This window comes from Desulfothermus sp., from assembly GCF_053993635.1.
Genome location: NZ_JBMYBT010000046.1, coordinates 1 through 22,705, shown reverse-complemented (window position 1 = coordinate 22,705; position 22,705 = coordinate 1). Strand labels below are relative to the sequence as shown.

General features: G+C 37.6%; 19 protein-coding genes, 4 tRNA genes and 2 pseudogenes. 3 read left to right on the top strand and 22 right to left on the bottom strand.

All coding sequences use genetic code 11. The features are described from left to right. The 20 genes and pseudogenes from ACY2V1_RS03485 to ACY2V1_RS03400 form a co-directional block, all read right to left on the bottom strand. The coding region (locus ACY2V1_RS03485) for a GTP-binding protein (RefSeq protein WP_461833405.1) at nucleotides 1-112 on the bottom strand (112 nt) is incomplete at its 3' end. Between the two features lie 73 nt (nucleotides 113-185). Continuing rightward, a tRNA-Thr gene (locus ACY2V1_RS03480) sits at nucleotides 186-258 on the bottom strand. A 19-nt stretch (nucleotides 259-277) separates the two neighbouring features. Then, nucleotides 278-351, bottom strand: a tRNA-Gly gene (locus ACY2V1_RS03475). Between the two features lie 11 nt (nucleotides 352-362). Further along, nucleotides 363-445: transfer RNA gene (locus ACY2V1_RS03470), tRNA-Tyr, on the bottom strand. 3 nt (nucleotides 446-448) lie between these two features. Next, nucleotides 449-524 (bottom strand) — tRNA-Thr (locus tag ACY2V1_RS03465). A gap of 68 nt (nucleotides 525-592) precedes the next feature. Then, nucleotides 593-1,504 (bottom strand): UDP-3-O-acyl-N-acetylglucosamine deacetylase, encoded by a 912-nt coding sequence (gene lpxC, locus ACY2V1_RS03460; RefSeq protein WP_461833402.1) that lies wholly within the window; start codon nucleotides 1,502-1,504, stop codon nucleotides 593-595. A 127-nt stretch (nucleotides 1,505-1,631) separates the two neighbouring features. Continuing rightward, nucleotides 1,632-2,480: a peptide chain release factor N(5)-glutamine methyltransferase gene (gene prmC / locus ACY2V1_RS03455; RefSeq protein WP_461833401.1), complete on the bottom strand. Its 849-nt coding sequence runs from the start codon at nucleotides 2,478-2,480 to the stop codon at nucleotides 1,632-1,634. A 112-nt stretch (nucleotides 2,481-2,592) separates the two neighbouring features. Next, nucleotides 2,593-3,660, bottom strand: a complete 1,068-nt coding sequence (prfA, locus tag ACY2V1_RS03450) for a peptide chain release factor 1 (RefSeq protein ID WP_461833404.1) — start codon at nucleotides 3,658-3,660, stop codon at nucleotides 2,593-2,595. Between the two features lie 158 nt (nucleotides 3,661-3,818). After that, complete coding sequence (rpmE, locus tag ACY2V1_RS03445; protein WP_461833400.1) at nucleotides 3,819-4,022, bottom strand: 50S ribosomal protein L31; 204 nt, start codon at nucleotides 4,020-4,022, stop codon at nucleotides 3,819-3,821. A gap of 250 nt (nucleotides 4,023-4,272) precedes the next feature. Beyond that, nucleotides 4,273-5,412: a glycoside hydrolase family 3 N-terminal domain-containing protein gene (locus ACY2V1_RS03440; protein WP_461833399.1), complete on the bottom strand. Its 1,140-nt coding sequence runs from the start codon at nucleotides 5,410-5,412 to the stop codon at nucleotides 4,273-4,275. 6 nt (nucleotides 5,413-5,418) lie between these two features. After that, a complete protein-coding gene (locus tag ACY2V1_RS03435; protein ID WP_461833398.1) occupies nucleotides 5,419-5,838 on the bottom strand; it encodes a cupin domain-containing protein in 420 nt (139 codons plus the stop codon). A gap of 316 nt (nucleotides 5,839-6,154) precedes the next feature. Continuing rightward, the gene (locus ACY2V1_RS03430) at nucleotides 6,155-7,378 is read right to left on the bottom strand and encodes a GGDEF domain-containing protein (protein ID WP_461833397.1); all 1,224 of its coding nucleotides are present in this window, start codon (nucleotides 7,376-7,378) and stop codon (nucleotides 6,155-6,157) included. A gap of 134 nt (nucleotides 7,379-7,512) precedes the next feature. Beyond that, nucleotides 7,513-8,352 (bottom strand): FAD/NAD(P)-binding protein, encoded by an 840-nt coding sequence (locus tag ACY2V1_RS03425; RefSeq protein WP_461833396.1) that lies wholly within the window; start codon nucleotides 8,350-8,352, stop codon nucleotides 7,513-7,515. A gap of 22 nt (nucleotides 8,353-8,374) precedes the next feature. Then, nucleotides 8,375-9,403 carry a 4Fe-4S dicluster domain-containing protein gene (locus ACY2V1_RS03420; RefSeq protein WP_461833395.1) on the bottom strand — a complete coding sequence of 343 codons (1,029 nt, stop codon included), beginning with the start codon at nucleotides 9,401-9,403 and terminating at the stop codon, nucleotides 8,375-8,377. Nucleotides 9,404-9,417: 14 nt separating this feature from the next. Beyond that, nucleotides 9,418-10,374, bottom strand: a complete 957-nt coding sequence (locus tag ACY2V1_RS03415) for a ferredoxin family protein (protein WP_461833394.1) — start codon at nucleotides 10,372-10,374, stop codon at nucleotides 9,418-9,420. A gap of 28 nt (nucleotides 10,375-10,402) precedes the next feature. Next, entirely contained in the window at nucleotides 10,403-10,852 is a 450-nt protein-coding gene (locus ACY2V1_RS03410) for a hydrogenase iron-sulfur subunit (RefSeq protein ID WP_461833393.1), read from the bottom strand. A gap of 95 nt (nucleotides 10,853-10,947) precedes the next feature. After that, a complete protein-coding gene (locus tag ACY2V1_RS03405; protein ID WP_498040224.1) occupies nucleotides 10,948-15,009 on the bottom strand; it encodes an NAD(P)-binding protein in 4,062 nt (1,353 codons plus the stop codon). Nucleotides 15,010-15,036: 27 nt separating this feature from the next. Next, nucleotides 15,037-15,090 (bottom strand): annotated as a pseudogene (locus ACY2V1_RS11055) (4Fe-4S binding protein); the annotation flags it as partial. Nucleotides 15,091-15,219: 129 nt separating this feature from the next. Then, nucleotides 15,220-15,414, bottom strand: a complete 195-nt coding sequence (locus tag ACY2V1_RS11050) for an FAD-dependent oxidoreductase (RefSeq protein WP_498040223.1) — start codon at nucleotides 15,412-15,414, stop codon at nucleotides 15,220-15,222. Between the two features lie 337 nt (nucleotides 15,415-15,751). Further along, nucleotides 15,752-17,056 carry a (Fe-S)-binding protein gene (locus ACY2V1_RS03400; RefSeq protein WP_461833391.1) on the bottom strand — a complete coding sequence of 435 codons (1,305 nt, stop codon included), beginning with the start codon at nucleotides 17,054-17,056 and terminating at the stop codon, nucleotides 15,752-15,754. Nucleotides 17,057-17,374: 318 nt separating this feature from the next. Here ACY2V1_RS03400 and ACY2V1_RS03395 point away from each other — a divergent pair, with 318 nt between their 5' ends. Beyond that, nucleotides 17,375-19,747, top strand: a complete 2,373-nt coding sequence (locus tag ACY2V1_RS03395) for a 3-hydroxyacyl-CoA dehydrogenase/enoyl-CoA hydratase family protein (protein WP_461833390.1) — start codon at nucleotides 17,375-17,377, stop codon at nucleotides 19,745-19,747. 39 nt (nucleotides 19,748-19,786) lie between these two features. Continuing rightward, nucleotides 19,787-20,959 carry a thiolase family protein gene (locus ACY2V1_RS03390; protein WP_461833389.1) on the top strand — a complete coding sequence of 391 codons (1,173 nt, stop codon included), beginning with the start codon at nucleotides 19,787-19,789 and terminating at the stop codon, nucleotides 20,957-20,959. 246 nt (nucleotides 20,960-21,205) lie between these two features. On the opposite strand, the gene ACY2V1_RS03385 is transcribed toward ACY2V1_RS03390, so the two are convergent. Next, nucleotides 21,206-21,580 (bottom strand): HVO_A0114 family putative DNA-binding protein, encoded by a 375-nt coding sequence (locus ACY2V1_RS03385; protein ID WP_461833388.1) that lies wholly within the window; start codon nucleotides 21,578-21,580, stop codon nucleotides 21,206-21,208. Nucleotides 21,581-21,637: 57 nt separating this feature from the next. Beyond that, nucleotides 21,638-21,805: a toxin-antitoxin system TumE family protein gene (locus tag ACY2V1_RS03380; RefSeq protein WP_498040225.1), complete on the bottom strand. Its 168-nt coding sequence runs from the start codon at nucleotides 21,803-21,805 to the stop codon at nucleotides 21,638-21,640. A gap of 208 nt (nucleotides 21,806-22,013) precedes the next feature. On the opposite strand from ACY2V1_RS03380, the pseudogene ACY2V1_RS03375 reads away from it, so the two are divergent. Beyond that, nucleotides 22,014-22,298 (top strand): annotated as a pseudogene (locus ACY2V1_RS03375) (IS3 family transposase); the annotation flags it as partial. Between the last annotated feature and the right edge of the window lie 407 nt (nucleotides 22,299-22,705).

The following is a 22,705-nucleotide window of genomic DNA, read 5'->3' as shown; positions in this document are numbered from 1 at the left end:
AACTCAACTGCTTTGTTATCGCCGCAGTCAACGTCGTCTTCCCATGATCTATATGACCTATCGTCCCTATGTTTACATGTGGCTTCCGCCTCTCAAACTTCTCCTTCCCCATAACTACCCCCTGCTTACATAATGATCTAAATTTGTGCTTCCCCTAAGTTTTACGCCTGTCCCAAAAATCTTTAAGCCCACGACCGGACTTGAACCGGTGACCTCTTCCTTACCAAGGAAGTGCTCCACCTCCTGAGCTACGTGGGCTTACTTTAAAGACAAAAAAAGCGGGAAACGGGAATCGAACCCGCAACCCCCAGCTTGGAAGGCTGGTGCTCTAGCCAATTGAGCTATTCCCGCTTATTCCTTAATGGAGGGGGGTGGATTCGAACCACCGAAGGCGTATGCCGGCAGATTTACAGTCTGCTCCCTTTGTCCACTCGGGAACCCCTCCCAATGGAGCTGGCGGTGGGACTTGAACCCGCAACCTGCTGATTACAAGTCAGCTGCTCTACCAATTGAGCTACGCCAGCGACAGAGGAGATATATAAACGTATTTTTTTTTAATTGCAAGAAAAAAATTTAGGTTTTTTTCTTTTAGTTAATTAAAAGTTGCGAGTATACGCTCATACACATATCCTCTACCAATTTTGGAAGGAACTGGGGAGACATTATCCAAAAATTCGTGACGATTATCAAGTAAGTATTTAACAAAACTTGTATTAAATGCATGACCAGAACAGTACACCTGAAAATATCCTTCTACTTCTCTACCTAGCAGGCTAAGATCTCCCATAAAATCAAGAAGCTTATGTCTAACTGGCTCATCTTGAAATCTAAGACCACCACTATTCAAAACACCGGAATCATCAAACACCACAGCATTATCCAATGACCCACCCAAAGCTAACCCTTTCTCTTGCATTTCATGTACTATATTTAAAAATCCAAATGTACGGGCTGGAGCTACCTTTTGTTTAAACTCATTTGCTGAGTGGATATAAAAAAAGGCCTGCTTGCCAATAGGAGTGCCCGAAAAATCAATAATATAATCAACCTTAAATCCCCTGGCAGGATAGGCCCTTATCCACCTTTTAAAATCACCCCATATGAGAGATTTCTTTAGCAAATATTTTACTTTCGGCCTATTTGTAGAACATATTCCTGCTGACTCCAATAACTCTACAAATGGCCTTGCACTACCATCTAATACAGGCAATTCATCACCCTTTACCTCTATAATCACATTATCAATACCTAACCCTCTAATAGCGGCCAGAGCATGTTCCACAGTTCCTATCATCTCTCCATTTGATCCAATATTCGTGGCATAATCTGTAGAGACAACATTCTTGACATCTGCCTTTATGTATATAAGTTTATTATTTACTTTTTTTAAAAAAACTACCCCCCAGCCAACTGGAGCGGGATGAAAAATTACACATACCTTCCTACCAGTATGCAAGCCTTCACCACTACACTTAACGGATCTTTTTATTGTCTTTTCCACCATATAATTCCACCTCCGGGAGAGATATATTTGCAAAATGCATTCCAATTGTAACCATTTAAAAATCTTAACTTTTAGCAACACCTCCATGTGGATTATCACACACACATTGAGGGGAATTACACACACATCAACTCAATTTAGCTGAGATTATTCTTAAATTACCTGCTAAGTCCTTATGAGAAGACACCTTTTCCCAACACCGTCTATTTTTCAGAAATAATTCCATCTCTTCTATTTGAGAAGAATCCAACTCCATTAAAATCCGTCCTCCGTGTTTTAGAACATCCTCTGCCTGAATAAAAATCTGTTTTGGGACATCTAACCCATTATATCCACCCAATAATGCTAAATGGGGCTCATAATTTTTTACCTCAACATCAGCTGCCTCTATCATAAGGGGGGATAAATAGGGAGGATTTGTAACTATAAGATCAACGCTGTTGGGTTTAATGGATGAAATCAAATCTGAATTTACTAGGATAAGACTATTTGAAACCCCATAAATTTCTATATTCTTTCTTGCAGTGTTCAAAGCCTCAACTGATAGGTCCAGTCCAATTCCCAGAAAATTTTCAAATTCCAAGACAAGTGTTATTGCAAGATTACCTGATCCCACTCCCACATCCAAAAATAATATCTCATCTTTTTTGCTATAAAATGTCTTACACAAATCTATGATAGTCTCTGTGCAGGGTCTAGGGATGAGTACACTGGGATTTACAAAAAAATCCCTACCATAAAATTCTTTTTTACCCAAAATATAGGCCAGGGGCTCACCCTGTCCCCTTCTTTTTATTAATCTTAAAATGTTCTTGACTTCATTTTTGGTAAGAATCTTTCTACTGAGAAGAACATCTAGGCGGGTAAAATTGAGACAGTGGGCAAAAATTAACTCTGCACTTAACTCAGGCGAGTCTACCTTTTTTTCTCTTAAAAATGCCTTACACTTTTTTAAATACTCTTGAATAGATATCACTATTTCCTGAATTCAGCCGCCTTAAACTCAAAAATCGCATGCACGGCCTATTTTATTCGTATTTTACTCCAGGGTGTTTGTTTATCATTCTGACGAGATTATCGCTGATTTTTTATGCAACTATTTCTTTCACTTTCTGTGCCTGATCATATTGAATTAGAGGCTCTATAATTTCCTCCAGATCACCATTTAAAATTCCTTCCAGATTATAGGTAGTAAGATTTATGCGATGATCTGTTACTCTGCCTTGGGGGAAATTATATGTCCTTATTCGTTCAGATCTATCTCCAGAACCCACCTGGGCCCTTCTAGTTTCGTCTTGTTTTTGTTTGGCCTCTTCTTGTTTTATTTGTAGGAGCCTTGAGCGAAGAACCTTCAATGCCTTTGCTTTATTTTTATGCTGAGATTTTTCATCCTGACATGATACCACAAGACCCGTTGGGATATGGGTAATCCTAACAGCTGAGTCTGTAGTGTTTACGCTCTGTCCCCCTGGACCTGAAGCCCTGAACACGTCAATTCTTAGATCCTTGGGATCGATTTCAACATCTACTTCTTCAGCCTCAGGTAAAACAGCTACAGTGACAGCGGAGGTGTGGATCCTACCCTGAGATTCTGTAACAGGAACCCGTTGAACACGATGCACTCCTGATTCAAATTTTAATTTACTATACACCTTATCGCCAGTAATATTGACAATTACCTCTTTAAATCCTCCTGCTCCAGTTCTATGGGCATCGACCAATTCTACCTTCCATTTATTTTTTTCTGCATAACGAGTATACATGCGAAGCAAATCTGCAGCAAAAAGGGCTGCCTCTTCACCTCCTGTTCCCGCCCTAAGTTCCAAGATAACAGATCTTTTATCTAGAGGATCCTCTGGAATAAGCAAAATCTTTAATCTCTCCTCAAGCTTCTGAATTTTTTCCTCAAGGGATTCAATCTCAGACCTTGCCAGTTCCCTGATCTCAGGATCACTGTCTTTTACTAATTCTTTATTTTCCTGTAACTCTTCAACCGCTACCTTATATTCTCTATAAGTCCGAACAATTTCTTCTAATTCTGCGTGAGACTTTGCTAATTCTTTATATTTTTCCTTATCAGAAAAGGCATCTGGAGAACTTAGCTTCTTCTCAAGCTCAATATAGCTCTGTTCTATCTCATCGAGTTTTGATATTATGTTCATATCCCTACTCTAAAAACAAACACATATAATATAAAAAATCAGCCAACACGATTATTCTTGGAATCCCAGATAGATTTTTAGATTAAATAGCTATCAGAAACGCATAGATATCTATGCGTTTCTGATTATCACCCAAGGGAAAATAAAAATCTCTAATCAAGGTTATATTTCTTCTTAAATCTGTCGATCCTACCTGCAGTGTCCACAAAACGCTGCTTACCAGTATAAAAAGGATGGCAATTAGAACAAATCTCAACATGTACTTCTTCTGCCCTTGTAGATAAGGTCTCAATTTCAAAGCCACACGCACACTTGTATACAGCCTTGTACAACTTTGGATGAATTTTTTTCTTCATAATCTCCCTCCAAGATATTTCTCTAACTAGCTACAAAAAACAGCTATGTAGAATTGAGGAGAGTATATATAAACCTAAATTGGAGATTTTACAAGTCTTTTTATCGCGTCTTTTTTCCTAAGACAGGTGCCCTATTTTTGTTTCTTTTTATATAAGAATGGACTAAACCACATGAAATGATTTATTTTTTCCCCTTATCCAAAATTTTCTGGCTATTTATTTTTCTGAGTTTTGAACATGGATAAATTTCCTAATTTTCTGACAAGGAATACTTAGAAAAAAGAGCGTGAATCCGTTTATTAGCTTCGATTATGCGACTTTTAGGTATATTACCCTCTTTTACCTCTTTATATATGGTATTTACTACTTTGGTTAAAGAAATTTTAGATAACTGATTGCCAAATAGTAACATATCAACTCCTGCATTTATGGCCAGTCTTACAGTTTCTTCTAGGGAATAATGAGATGAGATAGCTTTCATCTGCAAATCATCACTTAAAATTACACCGTTAAAATTAAGCTTTTTTCTAAGGAGGTGAGAATTAATCGTTTTAGAGAGGGTTGCTGGATATTTAGAGTCCAGCTTTTTATTATAAACATGCGCTGTCATAATCATATCTACCATGTTTCTTTTAATGAGTTCTTTATAAGGTTCTAATTCAATTGGCTCCCATGTATTACTTACATCCACAAAACCATTATGAGAATCCCCTGTTGATGACCCGTGTCCTGGAAAATGTTTCAAAACATTAATAATTCCATAAGAATGTAGAGCTTCACAAAAAATATGCGCATAGGTTATGACCTTTTCAGGAGACTTTCCATATGAGCGTTTTAAACCAACTATAACATAGTTATTAGGATTTATGGCCAAATCTACTACTGGAGCAAGATCACAGTTTATACCTACTCGCTGCAGCTCTTTAGCCAATGCCATGTAAATTTTTTTTGCCTTAATTGGCTCATTCATTTTTCCTATGGATTGGGCAGATGGAATTTTCAAAAAACCATATTGGGGTTTTAACCTAACAACTTTGCCTCCTTCCTGATCAACAGCTATTAAAATAGGATGAGAAGCAAAGAGACGCAATTTTGTTGTAAGTTCTTTTAATTGACTAGGAGAACGGATGTTTTTTATCTGATTTCTATTGTAGAAATCGCGATCAAATAGTATTACTCCTCCTGGACAATATCTTTGTATTTCCCTTACAAAAGGGTCAGATGGTTTCAAGTTATCATTATCAAATCCTATTATTATCATTCTAGCAATCATCTCTTTTAATTGTATCTCTTGCGAAAATGAATTGCCAGACTTCAGGGAAAGATAAAAATAGCTACTAAAAAAAAAGATGGATATAAATAAACTAATCTTAATTTTTTTTGAAAACATCTTTTTCTATTTTTTTATTGTGATAGGTAAGCCTTTAACTCCAGCATAAAAAACTATTATTTCTGCAGGAGTATTTCCCTCATTTTTTCCATAATGCCATTTATTTACCACTTCTACTATGGGATCTCCTGCCTTTAAATGTAATACCTTGTTGTCTTCTGTTATTACAGTAAGTTGTCCTTTCAATAATACCCCTGCATTTATTACAGGATGTCTATGAATAGGTAATTTTGTATTAGGAGGAATTGTAATCTTCAAAATAGTAACTTTAGGAATGCCTCTGTTATATTTGGGTAATGGAGAACCATCCCAACTTCTGCTTGTCTTTACAAGTACTTGTACCTTTATGTGTTGTGGAATCTTTTTTGCGAAAATATTTGTACAAAGTAAAAAGAGGACACATGGCACTAATAATATTTTTTTCATATCACATATCCTTGATTTAAATAAGTTAAATAATTTCTCTTCTCCCGTGCTAGCGAATATACCTATTTTTTTCTTTATTAGCAACTAATTTTTGTTCATACTAGCAATTCTCGGTGAGAAATAATTTGATTTTACGAATTTATTTTGTTATAATAAATAATTATAATATTTTAATAAATAATTATAATATTTCCTTTTGTTTATTTTTAAATATATTTTACGAAAAAAAATTATAATCTTTCTCGTATTTCCTTATAAATCCTACGTTTACAAAACCCACCGAGAATTGCTCTGTTCATATAAAAAATTGTTAAGCTTATTTCATACTACACGGTGTCACCCTATTTTTGCCCATATTCTTTGAATGATACATGGCCTCGTCAGCTGCGAGCAAAAGATCTTCTTTTTTTATATTTGACCGTGGAATTACGCTACATACTCCGATAGAAACCGTAATAACACCGTGTGATGAAAAGTTGTGGTCTATCTCCAGTGCCCTTACTTCTCTACGTATCTTCTCAGCCAGCTTTAAGGCCTCTTCTAGAGACACATGAGGGAGTAACAAAACAAATTCTTCACCACCATACCTTGCAGCTATTTCATGAAATCTGTTTGCATTCTTAGACAGGACATTGGAAACCTTCTTTAATACATAATCCCCTGCTTGATGACCATAATTATCATTAAAGGCCTTGAAGTCATCTATATCTAAAAAGATAACCCCAATTGGATATTTATATCTCATACCATTTTTCCACTCTTTATCAAAGATATAATCAAAGAAGTCCCTATTATAAAGTTTTGTCAAGGGATCCCTTTTTACTTTATTTTCTAATAAAATATTAATTTCTTGAAGCTGATGCCGTTCAGTGGTAAGTTTCTGATTTAAAAGAAACCTTATTCTATCCTCTTTCTCTAGGTAATAACTCCCAATAAGACTCATTATAGTCCCTGAAATCATAATCAAATTGCTATTAAAAATTATAGCAATATATCCCTTCATTATAAATATAGAAGAAATTGCGTACATAACACAAACAATTACTGAAGAAAACAATGCACATCGAAAATTGATTCTAAATACAATATTTCCACATAACACTACTAAAACTATACCTGAATAATAATGCATTACATTTTGATGACTACTTAAAAAAAGAATAAGAATAATAGATCCTGAAACTAAAACAATCAAAATAGCCACTATAAAATCAAGCTTTTTTTTAAAAAAAGCTATCCTTTGAGAAACCAATCCCAATATCATCAAAGGTGTTACAATTCCAATTCTAATAAAAAATGATTTGCGCCATATATCAGGAAGCATTATGTAATCTGCAATTACAAAAAGATTGTATAATAAAATTCCCATTATTCCCATAACAATGAATTGTTTTTCCCTTTGTTTAAATCTCTCTTCCTGATATAACTTCTCAAGTTTAGACGGAAATCTTAAGGAACCCAAATAGGTGGCTGACTCTATTTTATTTATTGTGTTATTAACTAAGCTGGATATGGGAATTGATATATGTTGATTATTCATAGATTTGAAACCTGGATGGAGTATGAAAAAATTTTTTGCAGGCCTGGTTTAGAAAATCTAAAAAAGGCTGGGTTAAGGAAGATCTCTGCTTCTAACTCCCCAGCCTTATATTAAAATTAAAAGAATGTTTTATGCTAATATTCTTTAGGTAGGTTGTCAAGCTGAGCCTTGGTAAACACAGGACCATCTTTGCATACATAATATGGACCTACATTACATCTACCGCATATACCAATTCCGCACTTCATCCTGTTTTCTAAACTCATTATTATCTGCTCGCCCTTCCATCCAAGTTTGTCCAATACAGGTTGGGTAAATTTTATCATTACTGGTGGTCCACAAATTATTGCCACTGAATTCTCTGGATTTGGAGCCACTTGTTCAGTTATGGTTGGAACAAAGCCAACTAGACCATCCCATCCCTCTACTTCCCTATCTATTGTAATGTGACAGTCCACATCATCTCTCTTTTGCCACTCACGCCACTGGTCATGGTATAAGAGAAGACCTGGAGTCCTCGCCCCATATATAAATGTTATTTTTCCATATTTAGGACGATTATCTGGATGAAGCAACCACACCATGGTGGATCTTAAAGTTGTTACAGCATAACCACCTGCAATTATAACTATATTCTTGCCTTCAAGATCCTTTAAGGGATATGGATGACCAAGTGGCCCCCTTACTCCCATTATGTCTCCTTCTTTCATGGAATGGAGTTTTGTTGTCACTTTACCTATTCTAAATACAGTAAACAAAAGGTTATCACCTTCTGTTGGGGAAGATGCTATTCCAATTGGAGACTCGCCATAGCCAGGTATGGATAATTCTGCAAATTGTCCTGGCATATAATCAAATTTTTTCGCATCTTCCTTATTTATAAATTCAAATTCAAAGGTACGAAGACTCTTGTCTTCTGTGGCTATCTCTACTCTCTTTATCCTTACTGGATATGGTTTATATGGATTCTTCATAGCCATCTCACTTTTTGTTTTTTTATTTGTTTAAATTATTTACTACATCCCTCACATCTATATTTACAGGACATACTAAAATACACCTACCACATCCAACACAACCTATATCTCCATCTAGCTTAAATGGCATATATTTAAACTTATGCATAAACCTCTGTCTAACCCTGTGTTTTTTAGTTCCCCTTGGGTTGTGTCCTGATGCATGTTGGGTAAATAGCCAGCTCATGCATGTGTCCCAATTTCTAACACGCCTTCCATATTCTCCCTTTGTCTCATCCTGAATATCAAAACAATGGCAGGTTGGACAATAAAAAGTACATGCACCACAATTTAAACAGGTCTCATGCAACCTATCCCAATATGGATTTTCATATACCTCTAGAATCTCTCTGGACAAAATATTATCCATTGAGAGTTTAGTTTTTATTTTGTTTTCTGCATTTTCTTTTAGCTCATCTATCTTTTTTACATCCTCATCTGATGCATCATTAAATCCATCTAAGATATCTTTTCCCTTATCAGTAATGGGCTTTAGAAGATACTTATCCCCAAGGTCTATCATAAGCACATCCAGACCTTGTTCTCCAAAGGGAGAAGAACCTACCTGTGTACAAAAACAGGTTGAAGCAGGATTATTACAGGCAAGTCCAATTAATGTGGTCTTGTCCCTTTTATCCTTCCAGTACACATCCAATGAATCTTCATCTCTCATAAATACCTTATCCAAGATAGAAAACGCCCTTGCATCACAGGGTCGAATATTAAAGATCACCCTGTTTTTTTCCAGAGGAGGTACTTCTTGTAAAATAAGTCCATCCTCTGCCCTTGGGTTGTTCTTGAATTCAAACATACATTCTGTTTGAGGGAAAAATAAACCCTTGGGAGACAGGGATGTATTTTTAAAATCAAATAATATATCAGATACATCTTGAACTTCTGACCAAACTACTTCTACACCCTTTTTCACAGGGGCAAAAACATCCCCTATTTTGGATACCTTATCAAAGAGCTCTTTTATGTCTTGTTTTGCCAAATATTTATATCCCATAGCTAATTTCCTTTTTATGGGGTTATAAATTCTTCTGGGTCATCGGGCCTATACACACTAAGAGGTGGAGTTGCGCCTATCTCCATTCCTGGCACATAGTTATACATCTGCCTTATATCTTTTTCTATCTTGGAGGTGAGCACCCTCATCTTTATGCCCATTGGACATGCAGATTCACAAGCTCCACAATCAACGCACCTTCCAGCACAATGAAATGCCCGCAAGATATGAAATGTATATATATCTGCCTCATCCTGTGTCTTTCCACACCACTGGGGTTTTGATTCATCTACAAAACACTCGGCACAATAACATAGAGGACATGCATTCCTACATGCATAACATCTAATGCATTCTTTAAATGTATCTTTAAACTTCTCCCACCTCTCATCAATAGAGAGTTTTTCCCATGGAGCTGCAACTTGATCTATATCTCCACCACCTGTTTCTTCGCCTTTTTCTCCTATAAACTCATCATATAAAACCGCATTTCTATGAATACAGGTAAGACAATTTTGCCTTAATACCTCTTTCTTATTTATGGCCTCTTCAAATCCATCACCTTTGACAATGATCTTATCCCCTTGTTCCTCTGCCTCCACAATTTCCTTACCACCTATCTTTTCATAAACTTTCATTCTATCCACCATTCCAGGAGACCATATACCTAAGATATAGACATTTTCTCTTTTTACCTGATTTTCATTAATAAGCCCCACAATTGATCTGCTAACACACCCTTGGGCGACTACTGCAACCTTATCCTGCCTTTTAATTAAAAAGTTTGCCAGATTTTTAGTACAAAAGCTAGACCAGATCAAATTATCACAATCTTCCTCTGTATATGCAAAATATGGGGCGTCAACCAAAGGAATTGTGCCTTTTTTGTAACCAAGGACACAATCTACCTTCTTGTCCTTTAAAAGACGCTTTGCAGCGTCTCTTAATTGTTTTGTATATTCAGCTAACATATATCCTCCTACAACCTTGCCCTCAAGTTTATAAATTTATGGCAATGGGACTTAAATCCTTTATTAGTTTCTTTTTCTTCATTGCAGGACCAACCTTTTTGACCGCTTCCACTATTTGCTTGGCCTTTTCTTGAAATCTCCCTGCCTCTGCTGAAGATATCCAGGTAAAATGTAACCTCTCAGGCTCAATCCCAATATACTCAAGCAAGTTCTTCAAGACAGCGAACCGCCGTCTGGCGAACAGATTGCCACTAATATAGTGGCAGTCGCCTGGGTGTCAGCCAGATACCCATACACCATCAACACCTTGTCTAAAGGCCTGTAGAATAAATTTTGGGCTCATACTTCCAGAGCAGGGCACCCTTATTATCCTGATATTTGCAGGATATTCCATCCTGCTAACACCAGCTAAATCCGCTGCCCCATAGCTACACCAGTTACATAAAAATGCAACTATCTTTGGTTCAAAGTTTGTCATCTTAACTTCTCCTGCGTAATTAAGTTTTTTATTTCTACAGGACATTAAAAAGAAACATATTACCTCTTTTTAATGTCCTGATACTTACTTTAAGCTTAAACAGCAATGGCCTCTATCATTGCATATACATGCTGATTCTCCATACCCTTTAAGGAAATTGCTCCAGACCTGCACGATGCCATACACAGACCACAACCCTTACACAAGGCAGGATTTATCTCTGCCTTGCCCTGATTTGGTCCTTCCTCTTCCACTATCCTTGGTGCTGAATAGGGACAAATCGTTACGCAAACTCCACAACCAACACACTTTCTTGGATCAACCACAGAGACTTCACCACTAGAGAATATCTTTTTCTTGGCAAGTAGGGTAATTGCCCTTGCTGAAGCAGCTAGTCCCTGGGCAATAGACTCGTCTATTGATTTTGGATAGTGTGCAAGACCACACAAGTATACTCCATCTGTGGCAAATTCTGCAGGACCAAGTTTTGCGTGCTTTTCAACAAAAAATCCATCTTCATTTAATGGGAGTTTATAAAATTGGGCAAGTTTTTCATCCTTATATGGAACTATAGCTGTGGCAAGGGTTAAAAGATCGGTCTCTATCTCAAGGGGCAAGCCTGTAATATGATCTTTTACTTTTACAATTAGGTTATCTCCATCTTTAGTCACAACAGGCTTTTCATCCACATTGTATCTTATAAAGATAACCCCTTTTCTTCTTGCCTCTTCATATAAATACTCCCTCTCACCATAGGTCCTTATATCCCTGTATAAGATAAATACCTTTGCATCTGGATTTCTCTTCTTAATCTCTAGTGCACTTTCAATTGAGTGGGAACAACATACCCTGGAACAATAGGGCCTATCCTTTTCCCTTGAGCCAACACATTGGATAAATACTGCTGTATTTACATCTTTTAATTTAGGATCATCGTCCATAAACATCTTATCAAGCTCAAGGTGGGTCTTTATTCTATCATCTTGTCCATACAAATACTCATCTGGCTGATATTCTGCCCCACCTGTTGCAATTACAGTAACACCGTGTTCTAAGGTCTTTTCTCCTGAACTATTTTTTATTGTGGTCTTAAAATTACCAACAAAACCATCAACATCTATTATCTCACTATTTAAATGAATATGAAGATTATCTAATGACTTTGCCTCATTAATTAACCAATCCAGTCCTTCTTTTACAGACTCTCCTGTCCAAGTCTTATAGAGCTTTAGGGCATTTCCACCAAGCTTGTCTGTTCTTTCCACAATATGGGTCTCATATCCCTGTTTAGCAAGATTTATTGCAGCACTAAGCCCTGCAACACCACCGCCTATAACCAAGGCCCTTTGATCTATATTTAGCTCAATTTCCTCAAGAGGTTCTTTGTAAACTACCTTATTTACAGCCATTCTCACCAATTCTTTGGCCTTTTCTGTGGCAATTTCTGGATTATATCTATGTACCCAGGAATCCTGATTTCTGATATTTACCATCTCAAACATATATTTATTAAGGCCTGCTTTTATCAAGGTCTCCTGGAACAAGGGCTCGTGTGTCTTGGGAGTACATGCAGCTACAATCACTCTGGTTAAACCCTTCTCCTTTATCACTTCAGTAATCCTGTCCTGGGTATCCTGAGAACAGGTATACATATTGTCTTCTACGTGAACAACATAAGGCAAAGTGGCTGCATAATCCCTCACAGCCTCAACATCTATAACTCCCGCAATGTTTGTTCCACACCTGCACACAAACACGCCTATACGTGGAGGTTCCCCAATTATATTCCTTTCTGGAGGTATCTCGACTTCTGTTGTCTGGGTAAATCTTACATCGCTTAAAATTTCACCCACAGCTGCAGCTGCTGCTGAGGATTCCACAACTGCTGTTGGAATATCCTTTGGTCCTTGAAAGGCACCACAAACAAATATTCCCTCTTTGGATGTGGAAACAGGCTTAAAACTGGAGGTTTGACAGAACTTACCTTTGGTTAATTCCACTCCTAAGACCGAGGCAAGCTCAATAGAGTCTTTTGCTGTCTCAAGACCAACAGATAGCACTATCATATCATATTGTTCTTCTTTCATCTCTCCAGATTCATCAAAATATCTCACAATAAGGTCATCACTTCCAGGAACCGGGTCTATGGTGTGGATTCTGGATCTGATAAACTTTACTCCATGTTTTTCTTTGGCCTGTTCATAGTATCTTTCAAAGTCTTTTCCATAGGTGCGCATATCCATGTAAAAGATTGCGCATTCAAGGTCCGAGCCTGCATGTTCTTTGGCAATTACTGCCTCTTTTATGGCGTACATACAACATACTGAAGAACAATATCCATGCTCACACCTGTTTATATCCCTTGAGCCCACACACTGGAGCCATGCAATCTTTTTGGGCTCTTTGTGGTCTGATGGTCTAACTAGATGGCCACCTGTTGGACCAGATGCAGAAAGGATCCTTTCAAACTGCATCGCTGTAACCACATTTGGAAGCAATCCATATCCATAATTATCCAATCCCTTGGGATTATATGGATTGAAACCAGGGGCCAGAACTACTGCTCCTACATCTAAAATTTCTTCTTCTTTTTGCTGTGCATGGGTTTCTAAAGTTACAGCACCTGCTCCACACGCCTTCACACACTGAAAACATTCACAACAATAACTACAATTAATACATCTTTCTGCTTCTTTGCGGCCTTCTTCTTCTGTTAAACCAAGTTCCACTTCCTTAAAATTGCCCTTTCTCTCTTCAACAGGAAGCTCCCTTTCTTTGGCCCTTTGCTTTGGAGATTCTGTCTCTGGAATTGGTCTATATTCAAAATTCTCATCTATCTTTTTGGGTGCTCTATCTGCTTCTAAATCTTCTCCATTTAAATACCTCTCAATGGAAATAGCTACTTCTTTTCCAGCTGCCACAGCACCAATCACTATCCATGGACCACTTTGACAATCACCACCAGCAAATACGCCTTTCCTGTTGGTTGCATAGGATATAGAATCGGTCTCTATTGTAGACCTTTTGGTAAAATCTATACCTGTTAGATTCTCTAAACAGGATATGTCTGGCCTCTGACCAATTGCAGCTGCTATCTGATCTACTTCTAAATCAAACTCACTATCTGGTATTGGAATTGGACGCCTTCTTCCTGATGAATCAGGCTCACCCAGCTCCATCTTAATGCACCTTAAACCAACAACCTTTCCATCTTTATGTAAAACTTCCTTTGGAGCTGCTAAAAATAGAAACTTAACCCCTTCTTCTTTTGCTGCCTGGACCTCTTCTGGCAAGGCAGGCATCTCTTTTTCTGTCCTTCTATATACAATTGTGACTTCCTCAGCACCAAGTCTGATTGCTGCCCTGGCAACGTCTATTGCCACATTTCCACCACCAATAACAGCAACCTTTTTCCCTGTCTTGGCACTTCCCTTTAAATTCACTTCCCTTAAATAATCTACTCCCTGAACAACTCCATCTGTCTTTTCTCCAGGGATGCCAAGCTCAATCCCTTTATGGGCACCTATTGCTAAAAATACTGCTTTATATCCCTGATTAAAGAGATCATCTATTTGAAAATCTTTACCCAACCTCATGTTGGTCTTTATTTCAACACCTAGGTTGGTGATAACTTCAATCTCTCTATCCAACACATCCTTGGGCAGCCTGTGTTCAGGAATTCCAACACGAAGCATTCCACCAGGCTTTGGCAATGCCTCAAATATTGTGGATTTAATCCCCCTTCTAGCAAGGTGATATGCACAACTAAGACCTGCTGGACCAGAACCAATAATTGCAACCCTCTCCTCTCTCTCAGGAGCACATTCGATCTCAACCTTCCTGGGGTCATACATATCTGCTGCCAGTCTCTTTAGGGCACGAATGGCAACTGGTGAATCTATTTCCTGTCTCCTGCACTTCTTTTCACACGGAGCAGGGCACACCCTTCCCAAGACGCCAGGTAGGGGAAGCTGCTGCATTATGATCTCCAGGGCCTCTTTATATTTGCCCTGTTTTACCATCTGCACATAACCCTGCACATTTATCCCAGCAGGACAGGTGAGCCTACAAGGTGGTTTTTGCTCTAATTTTAAGATTGCATAAGCACTTGGAACTGTCTGAGCATATTTTTTGGATGTAGCTTTCTTGGTACTCATTCCCTGATTATATTCATCAGGTAACTCAACTGGACATACAGCCTCACATTCACCACAAGAGGTACACTTGGTTACATCAATGTACCTGGGTAATTTTTCTACTTTTACCTTGAAATTTCCTGCAGAACCTTCAATTTCTTTGATCGTGGCTTTCGTGATGATGTTAATATTTGGATGGCGGCCGAACTCGACCAGCTTAGGAGAGATAATTCACATTGCACAGTCATTGGTGGGAAATGTCTTATCAAGCTCAGACATTACTCCACCAACACCTGTACTCTTCTCTACCAAATGGACCTTAAAACCAGAATCAGCTAAATCAAGGGCTGCCTGCATACCGGCAATACCCCCTCCAGCTACCAATACGGATCCATTTTTGTTGGATGGACTCACTTTAGTTTCCATATTAATCTCCTTGTACCTAGGTCATCAATTATATAATTTTTTACCAAATTTAGTAAAAAACCCCTATTTCAACTAAACCTATCCACGGATGCTAAAAAATTGTTACTAATCTTTTACAAAATGATACTGCCGTTCTAATTAATTAACAATCCCTTGTCAACTGCCTGAAAGCAAATTGCGCTAAATCTTCATTGGAACAATTTCAATAAATCAATGTAGACATTGCATGCAACGTCTCTACAAAATTCAGATTGAGGAAATGCCAAGGTGTTATAAAAAAGAAAGGGGCACATTCCAATGTGCCCCTTTCTTAAATTACAAAATTTAAAACTAATCCTTAAAGACCAACCTCTTTCAAATCATCTCCAAGGTACTCTCTTTCATTCTCACCAAGGCAACCCATTGACAGACAAATTATTGTCCAAAGATGGACTGCGTGGAATCCACCTTCATAATACTCACTTAAATCATGAATTTGGGAATGGCAATTATGACATGGGGTAATGCAATATTTGGCACCTGTTTCCAATATCTGCCTGAGCTTTATCTTTCCAAACTCACGTCTTTGATCCTGGAAACCAGTTGCCTGTAAGAATCCGCCGCCGCCGCCGCAGCAAAAATTATTGGATTTATTTGGATACATATCAACAAAATTTTCTTCACCAACACATGCCTTAACAACATAACGTAAATCCTCTGCTACAGGATCTCCCAAGGACTTTCTAACTAACTGGCAGGGATCCTGGACAGTGAATTTTATTTTTAGATCTTTATTCCAATCTGAGGATACTGGAAGTTTACCTTCCCTTATCCACTGAGCGTATAGTTGTATGATGGATTTTACTTCAAAATTTCCTTTGATATTAAATTTGCGCATTCCTTCCAGGAATGCATAAAATTCGTGTCCTCACTCGGTGTTGAGCCACACCTTGCACCCAAGTTTTTCAACTGCCTCCACCTTATTTCTTACAATCTTTTCCCATGCTTCATCATCTGACAAAAACATACAATAATTCTCAGCAGCCCATCCTTGAGTACTATACGTCCAATCTGCACCCACTATATGTAAAATTTTCCACAGAGGAATCATTTCATCTGGTTCTGTCACTGGTTCCCTAGAATTCTGATTTAAAAAATAATATGCACCCTCTTTATCAATTGGAGCTTGTAGATCTTTAAACTTTGGTTGAGTTTCTCTCACCTCTTCCAACACATCTTCTACAACAAATTTAAAATCTTCTGATCCAGCACCCATGGCACTGTTTCCAGGCGTCTTCAATGCAAAATCACATGATCCTCTAATTCCTTTTGGTCTCTCATCCCTTGGCCACGATTGCCTTGCATAATAGACCAACCTTGGGATGTCTATATTCATGGGACAAACATGGACACAACGCCTACACTGGGTACAACACCATACCCACCCAGATTTTGTCACTTCCTCATCCAATCCAAGGGCAGCCATCCTCAAAAATTTTCTGGGATCCATTCCCTCTATTCCAGAGGCTGGACACCCAGAGGAACATGCTCCACATGTAAGGCAGAGATTTAAATTTCCACCTTCAGGCAAAATCTCCATGACCTTTTGCATAAAAGTGGTCTTTTTCTCTTCTCTGCCTATTTTTAAGGCATTTTGAGACATAGTTTCCTCCTTACATACTCCATTAAAAAAACAATTAAAATCTTTCTCCAAATTCTTTTGATAAACATCTATATAGGGATACGTAAACTTTGTCAATTGGGAGTAATATTTTTTATCCTGCTTTATTTTTTTACCTAGTGCAAAATATCCCTTTTCCCGTAAATTTATTTTTTTATTTCTTTCTTGACATAAAAATTTAGTTTCTGATAGTAGAGTGAATGAATATTCATTCAATGATTATTTACTGGTCAGTAAGTTTTATAAAGGCAATAACGGCATAAGATATTGTTTAATTTAAATTTATATGGAGGTACAGGTATGAACAGAATAAAACGAGCAGCTGTTTTAGGTGCAGGTGTAATGGGTGCTACCATTGCAGCTCACCTTGCCAATGCAGGAGTTAGGGTGGTTTTATTGGACATTGTTCCAAGGGAACTTACAGAAGAAGAAAAGGCAAAGGGACTAACACTTGAGAGTCCTGAAGTCAGAAACAAAATAGCCAACACGGCCCTTCAAAATCTCCTCAAAATGAAACCAGCTCCTTTTCTTTTGCCAGAATATGCAAAATTAATTGAGACAGGAAACTTTGAGGACCATTTAGATAAATTAAAAGACTGTGATTGGGTAATTGAAGTTGTTGTTGAAAATATGGACATTAAAAAAAGCCTGTTAAAAAAAGTAGTTCCTCACCTCAAAGAAGATGCGATTCTTTCAACAAATACCAGTGGATTGTCTGTAAATGAGATGGCTACTGTAATGCCAGAAGATGTTAAGAAAAGGTTCTTAGTCACACACTTTTTCAATCCACCTAGATATATGAGGCTTATGGAGATTGTTGGTTGCAATGAGTGTGATCCAAAAGTTGTTGAATTCATGGCTGATTTTATAAATCAGAGGCTTGGAAAGGGCATAGTATTTTGTAAAGACACCCCAAATTTCATTGGAAACAGGATTGGTGTATATTCTATAATGAAGTGTATCCATCACATGTTAGATATGGGACTCACAGTTGAAGAGGTTGACGTAATTACAGGAAAACCAATAGGAAGGCCCAAAAGTGCAGCATTTGGTACAACTGATCTGGTGGGCATAGACACCATGGTCCATGTTGCAAACAATTCCTATGAATTATTAGTTGATGACGATGAAAGAGAAGTCTTTAAGATGCCTGAATTCATCTTAAAGATGGTAGAAAACAAACAGTTGGGAAGAAAGACCAAACAGGGATTCTACAAAAAAGAAGGAGGACAAAAATTTTATTGGGATTATCAGGCAGGGGACTATAAGCCAGTTACAAAACCCAAATTTGATTCAATAAAACTTGCCAAAATGGCAAAGACCACTGGCGAGAGGATAAAAGCACTTATTCAGGGACAGGACAAGGCTGCCGAATTTGCATGGAGGATTTTAAGAGATACCCTGATCTATTCCTTTAAACGCATACCAGAGATTGCTGATGACGTTGTGAACGTAGATAATGCAATGAAGTGGGGCTATAATTGGGAGCTTGGGCCATTTGAAACCTTTGATGCAATTGGTATAGATTATTTTGTTGAAAGGGCTGAAAAAGACGGAATTAAAGTGCCAGAAAAACTAAAATCCATTAAGAGCTTCTATAAAATAGAAAATGGTAAAAAATATTACTATGATCTCTTAAACAATGAATACAAGGAAGTTCCAAGTAGGGAAGGCACAATCAACTTGGCCCTTATCAAGACAGACGAGAAAAAGATTGTGGCTTCAAATGACAATGCATCTATAGTTGATCTTGGCGATGGCGTATTTTGTCTTGAATTCCATTCTCCCCAAAACTCCATTAGTGATGATATGTTGGATATGACCTTCAAAGCTGTTGAAATTGCAGAAAATCAAGGAGTAGGGCTTGTAGTTGCAAACCAGGGAGAGAGATTCTCAGTAGGGGCAAACCTCTTTATGCTTGCAGTAGCTATTGAACAAAAGGCATACGACCAGATTGAAGCTTCAGTTAAAAAATTTCAATCCGCCACAATGGCACTAAAATATGCGGCAGTACCTGTTGTTGCAGCTCCTTTTCAAATGACCCTTGGTGGTGGATGTGAATACTGCCTGCACTCAGATGCAATTTGTGCCCATGTGGAAACTTATATGGGATTAGTTGAAGTTGGTGTAGGACTACTCCCAGCAGGTGGTGGGACTAAAGAGCTGTGTGTAAGGGCAGCGGAGGAAGCCGCACAGCTTGGAGTAAATGTACAAAACATAATTGTTAAGTACTTCCAGAATATAGCGATGGCCAAGGTCTCTACGGGCGCAGCAGAAGCATTTAAACTGGGCTATATGAGACAGGGTGACCAAATTACCATGGATATTGATAGCTTGATTGGCAATGCAAAACAGATGGTTCTTACATTAGCAAAGACCTACAGGCCAAAGACTCCTATGCCCTTTAAAGCTCCAGGTAGAGACGTTGCAGCAACAATCAAGAGTCAGCTCTGGAACATGAAAACAGGTAATTTTATAACTGAGTATGAATACAAAATGGCTTCTATGATTGCCGATGTCATTTGTGGTGGAGACGTTGATCCAGGAACATTAATCACAGAGGAATATGTACTCAGATTGGAAAGAGAGACATTTGTTGAGCTCTGTCGACAGGAAAAAACAGTTGAAAGAATAAATCACATGTTAAAAACCAATAGACCACTTAGAAACTAATTTAATTTTTCTTATATAAACCATTTATGGAGGATATCTATGAGAGCAGCATATATATTAAAGGCAGTTAGAACACCAGGATGTAAGGCAAAAAGGGGCAAATTTGCTAATGTTAGGCCTGACTATCTTGGGGTTGTATGTTTAAAAGGACTTTTAGAGAAAACAGAAGTAGATCCTGAACTCATTGAAGACGTTATTGTTGGTTGTTCATTCCCTGAAGGAGAACAGGGAATGAATGTAGGAAGAATGATTGTATTTGGGGCAGGACTTCCTTATACTGTTCCTGGAGTTACTGTAAATAGATTCTGTTCCTCTGGTTTGCAGACCATTGCCATGGCTGCAGAAAGGGTCATGGCTGGTTTTGCTGACTGTATAGTGGCTGGTGGAGTGGAATCCATGACAAAGGTCCCAATGGGTGGTAATTTTATGAGTGCCTACCCAGATCTTATAGCCAATTGGCCAGAGGCCTATGCATCCATGGGCATCACTGCAGAATTGGTTGCAGAAAAATTCAATATCAGCAGAGAGGAGCAGGATAAGTTTGGTTATGAAAGTAATATGAAGGCTGTTAGGGCAATTAAGGAAGGCAAGTTCAAAGAGGAAATAATTCCTGTCAAAGTCACCAGGACTAAAGTAGTAGGAGATGAACTCATAAAGACTGAAGAGATAGTTGACATAGACGATGGCCCAAGGGCAGATACCACACTTGAAAAAATGGCAAAGTTAAAATCCCCTTTTAAGATTGGTGGTACTGTTACTGCGGGAAATTCATCCCAGATGACTGACGGTGCAGCACTTTGTATGGTAGTATCTGAAGATTTTCTGAAGAAAATAGGCAAAGATCCTATGGCAAGATTTGTTGGATATGCTGTAGGCGGAGTTCCACCAGAGATAATGGGAATTGGACCATCAGTTGCTATTCCAAAAGTCTTAGAAAAAACCGGTATGAAATTAGACGATATAGGACTTATTGAATTAAATGAAGCATTTGCATCACAGGCCATTTACTGTATTAGAAAAGTAGGACTAAATCCTGATATTGTAAATGTAAATGGAGGAGCCATAGCACTTGGTCACCCACTTGGATGTACTGGTGCAAAATTAACTGCAACCCTGCTCCATGAAATGCACAGAAGAGATGTAAAATATGGTATAGTTTCTATGTGTATAGGTGGAGGAATGGGCGCTGCTGGAATATTTGAAAAAGTATAACTTAGCAAAGTCTAAAACAAGAATAAAAAAGGGGGCACATGCCCCCTTTTTTATTCTGTTGACATTACAACTAAATGAAATTTTTTATCATACCAAAGACAGAAAATTTAAAAGATGATTTGGCACCTGGAACATTAAACAGCATTCTAAAACAAGCTAGCCTAAAACGGAGCGATATTCACATTTATGGCAAAATACCTTGAAAGAGGCAGTAAATAAGCTTGAAGAAATACTTAAAAAGTGGTTTTATATTGCTAATTTGAAATCAATACTGGAATAATCCACAACAGGAATACTATTTTTTCTTGCTTTATTGCTTTTTATTAGTTTGATAAGTCCAAGGGAGTTAAGAAGTTTCAAGTCCTCATTTACATTTTTAAAATTTCTATTAACAAGTTTGGCCAGTTCATAGATAGATTGTGGTTTATATTTTTTAATAGTTTTTAATAGCTCAATACGTTTTGGAGTTAAAATTGCTCTTAGAGCCTGAATATCAGTGAAGTAGATAGCTTCTTTCTTTTTAACATTTTTTCCTTTTTCAAGATCCGTCCAGACATCCCGAAATTCATTTAATGTTTCCTCTAGACTTTTAAGCTCAATTTTTATTTCTTTTACTTCCATGATATTTCTCCTCTTTAAAAAATTGTAGATCAGCCCAAAAATCTTCAATAAGTTTGTCTATGCTTGTAAATTTATAGGGATATTCTTTATCCAGTAGTGTCGGTGGTCTCCTTTTCCTTCTGCATTATCATATCCTATAATTCTTTTTCCTTTTTCAATATATACCAGGGAATATTTGAGGCCTTGAGGTTTGTCTTGAGTTTTTTTTACCTTCCATATTTTAATTTCAACTATATTTCCTTTGGAATCAACACTTTTAACATGATATAATTTAACAGATTTTATATATGGTATGATAGGTTATATATCCTAAAATGTAAAGATTTTGCTCAAATTTAACTAAAAACAGCCAATTAACCCGCCTATACGGTGGGAACGACCAAGGGGAGAGGAAATTAGCACCTTTTTTTACTAGAATGGGCAAAACTGTGACTGGTACTCATGTAAATTTTCTAGTCTGGAAGAAGCCAGGAAGTGGTGTTTTGAGTTTGTTAATTGGTATAAATTTAAACATTATCACAGCAAAATTAAGTTTGTTACGCCTGAACAGAGACATTCAGGCCTGGATATTGAGATTTTATCCCAGCGTAAAGAGGTTTACAAAAATGCCCGTTCTCAACATCCAAAACGGTGGTCTGGAGACATTCGGAATTGGGATCCTATTTTAAGTGTTGATCTAAATCCGAAAGCTAAACAACATTTTAAAAAGGTTGCTTGATGGGAAAAAATAAAATAGCTTTTGACGACATCTTTACTGACATTCACCGTTCTCTCTTTTCTCATTTTGTGTGACACCCCACAACCGTTTCAGTTCAACCTATCCAACCTCTGGTCCAATCCATCCAAATGTTGGACAACTGTTGGACGAAATCCGTCCAACATCAAAAAGGGGTTACAGTTCGTAACTGTAACCCCTTAATTTTATTTATGCCGAGGGGCGGAATCGAACCACCGACACGGGGATTTTCAGTCTATTCTTTATCCTTTTTCTCATGTTAACTATTTTTTACTTGATTATTATAACTAAAGGAAATATAACACATTTCAGATTGATTAAGTTTACCGTTTTTAGATAGGAATATATGAAAGCGGGGCACCCAATGGGACACCCAGGACACCCACAAC

What these genes read in the sequence shown, in the direction of transcription:
- ACY2V1_RS03390 (WP_461833389.1), top strand. Translation starts at nt 19,787, where the DNA reads ATGAGAGCAGCATATATATTAAAGGCAGTTAGAACACCAGGATGTAAG.
- ACY2V1_RS03385 (WP_461833388.1), bottom strand. Translation starts at nt 21,580, where the DNA reads ATGGAAGTAAAAGAAATAAAAATTGAGCTTAAAAGTCTAGAGGAAACA.
- rpmE (WP_461833400.1), bottom strand. Translation starts at nt 4,022, where the DNA reads ATGAAGAAAAAAATTCATCCAAAGTTGTACAAGGCTGTATACAAGTGT.
- ACY2V1_RS11050 (WP_498040223.1), bottom strand. Translation starts at nt 15,414, where the DNA reads ATGGAAACTAAAGTGAGTCCATCCAACAAAAATGGATCCGTATTGGTA.
- ACY2V1_RS03425 (WP_461833396.1), bottom strand. Translation starts at nt 8,352, where the DNA reads ATGAAGAATCCATATAAACCATATCCAGTAAGGATAAAGAGAGTAGAG.
- ACY2V1_RS03405 (WP_498040224.1), bottom strand. Translation starts at nt 15,009, where the DNA reads ATGAGTACCAAGAAAGCTACATCCAAAAAATATGCTCAGACAGTTCCA.
- ACY2V1_RS03420 (WP_461833395.1), bottom strand. Translation starts at nt 9,403, where the DNA reads ATGGGATATAAATATTTGGCAAAACAAGACATAAAAGAGCTCTTTGAT.
- ACY2V1_RS03395 (WP_461833390.1), top strand. Translation starts at nt 17,375, where the DNA reads ATGAACAGAATAAAACGAGCAGCTGTTTTAGGTGCAGGTGTAATGGGT.
- ACY2V1_RS03430 (WP_461833397.1), bottom strand. Translation starts at nt 7,378, where the DNA reads ATGAATAATCAACATATATCAATTCCCATATCCAGCTTAGTTAATAAC.
- lpxC (WP_461833402.1), bottom strand. Translation starts at nt 1,504, where the DNA reads ATGGTGGAAAAGACAATAAAAAGATCCGTTAAGTGTAGTGGTGAAGGC.
- ACY2V1_RS03435 (WP_461833398.1), bottom strand. Translation starts at nt 5,838, where the DNA reads ATGAAAAAAATATTATTAGTGCCATGTGTCCTCTTTTTACTTTGTACA.
- ACY2V1_RS03415 (WP_461833394.1), bottom strand. Translation starts at nt 10,374, where the DNA reads ATGTTAGCTGAATATACAAAACAATTAAGAGACGCTGCAAAGCGTCTT.
- ACY2V1_RS03440 (WP_461833399.1), bottom strand. Translation starts at nt 5,412, where the DNA reads ATGTTTTCAAAAAAAATTAAGATTAGTTTATTTATATCCATCTTTTTT.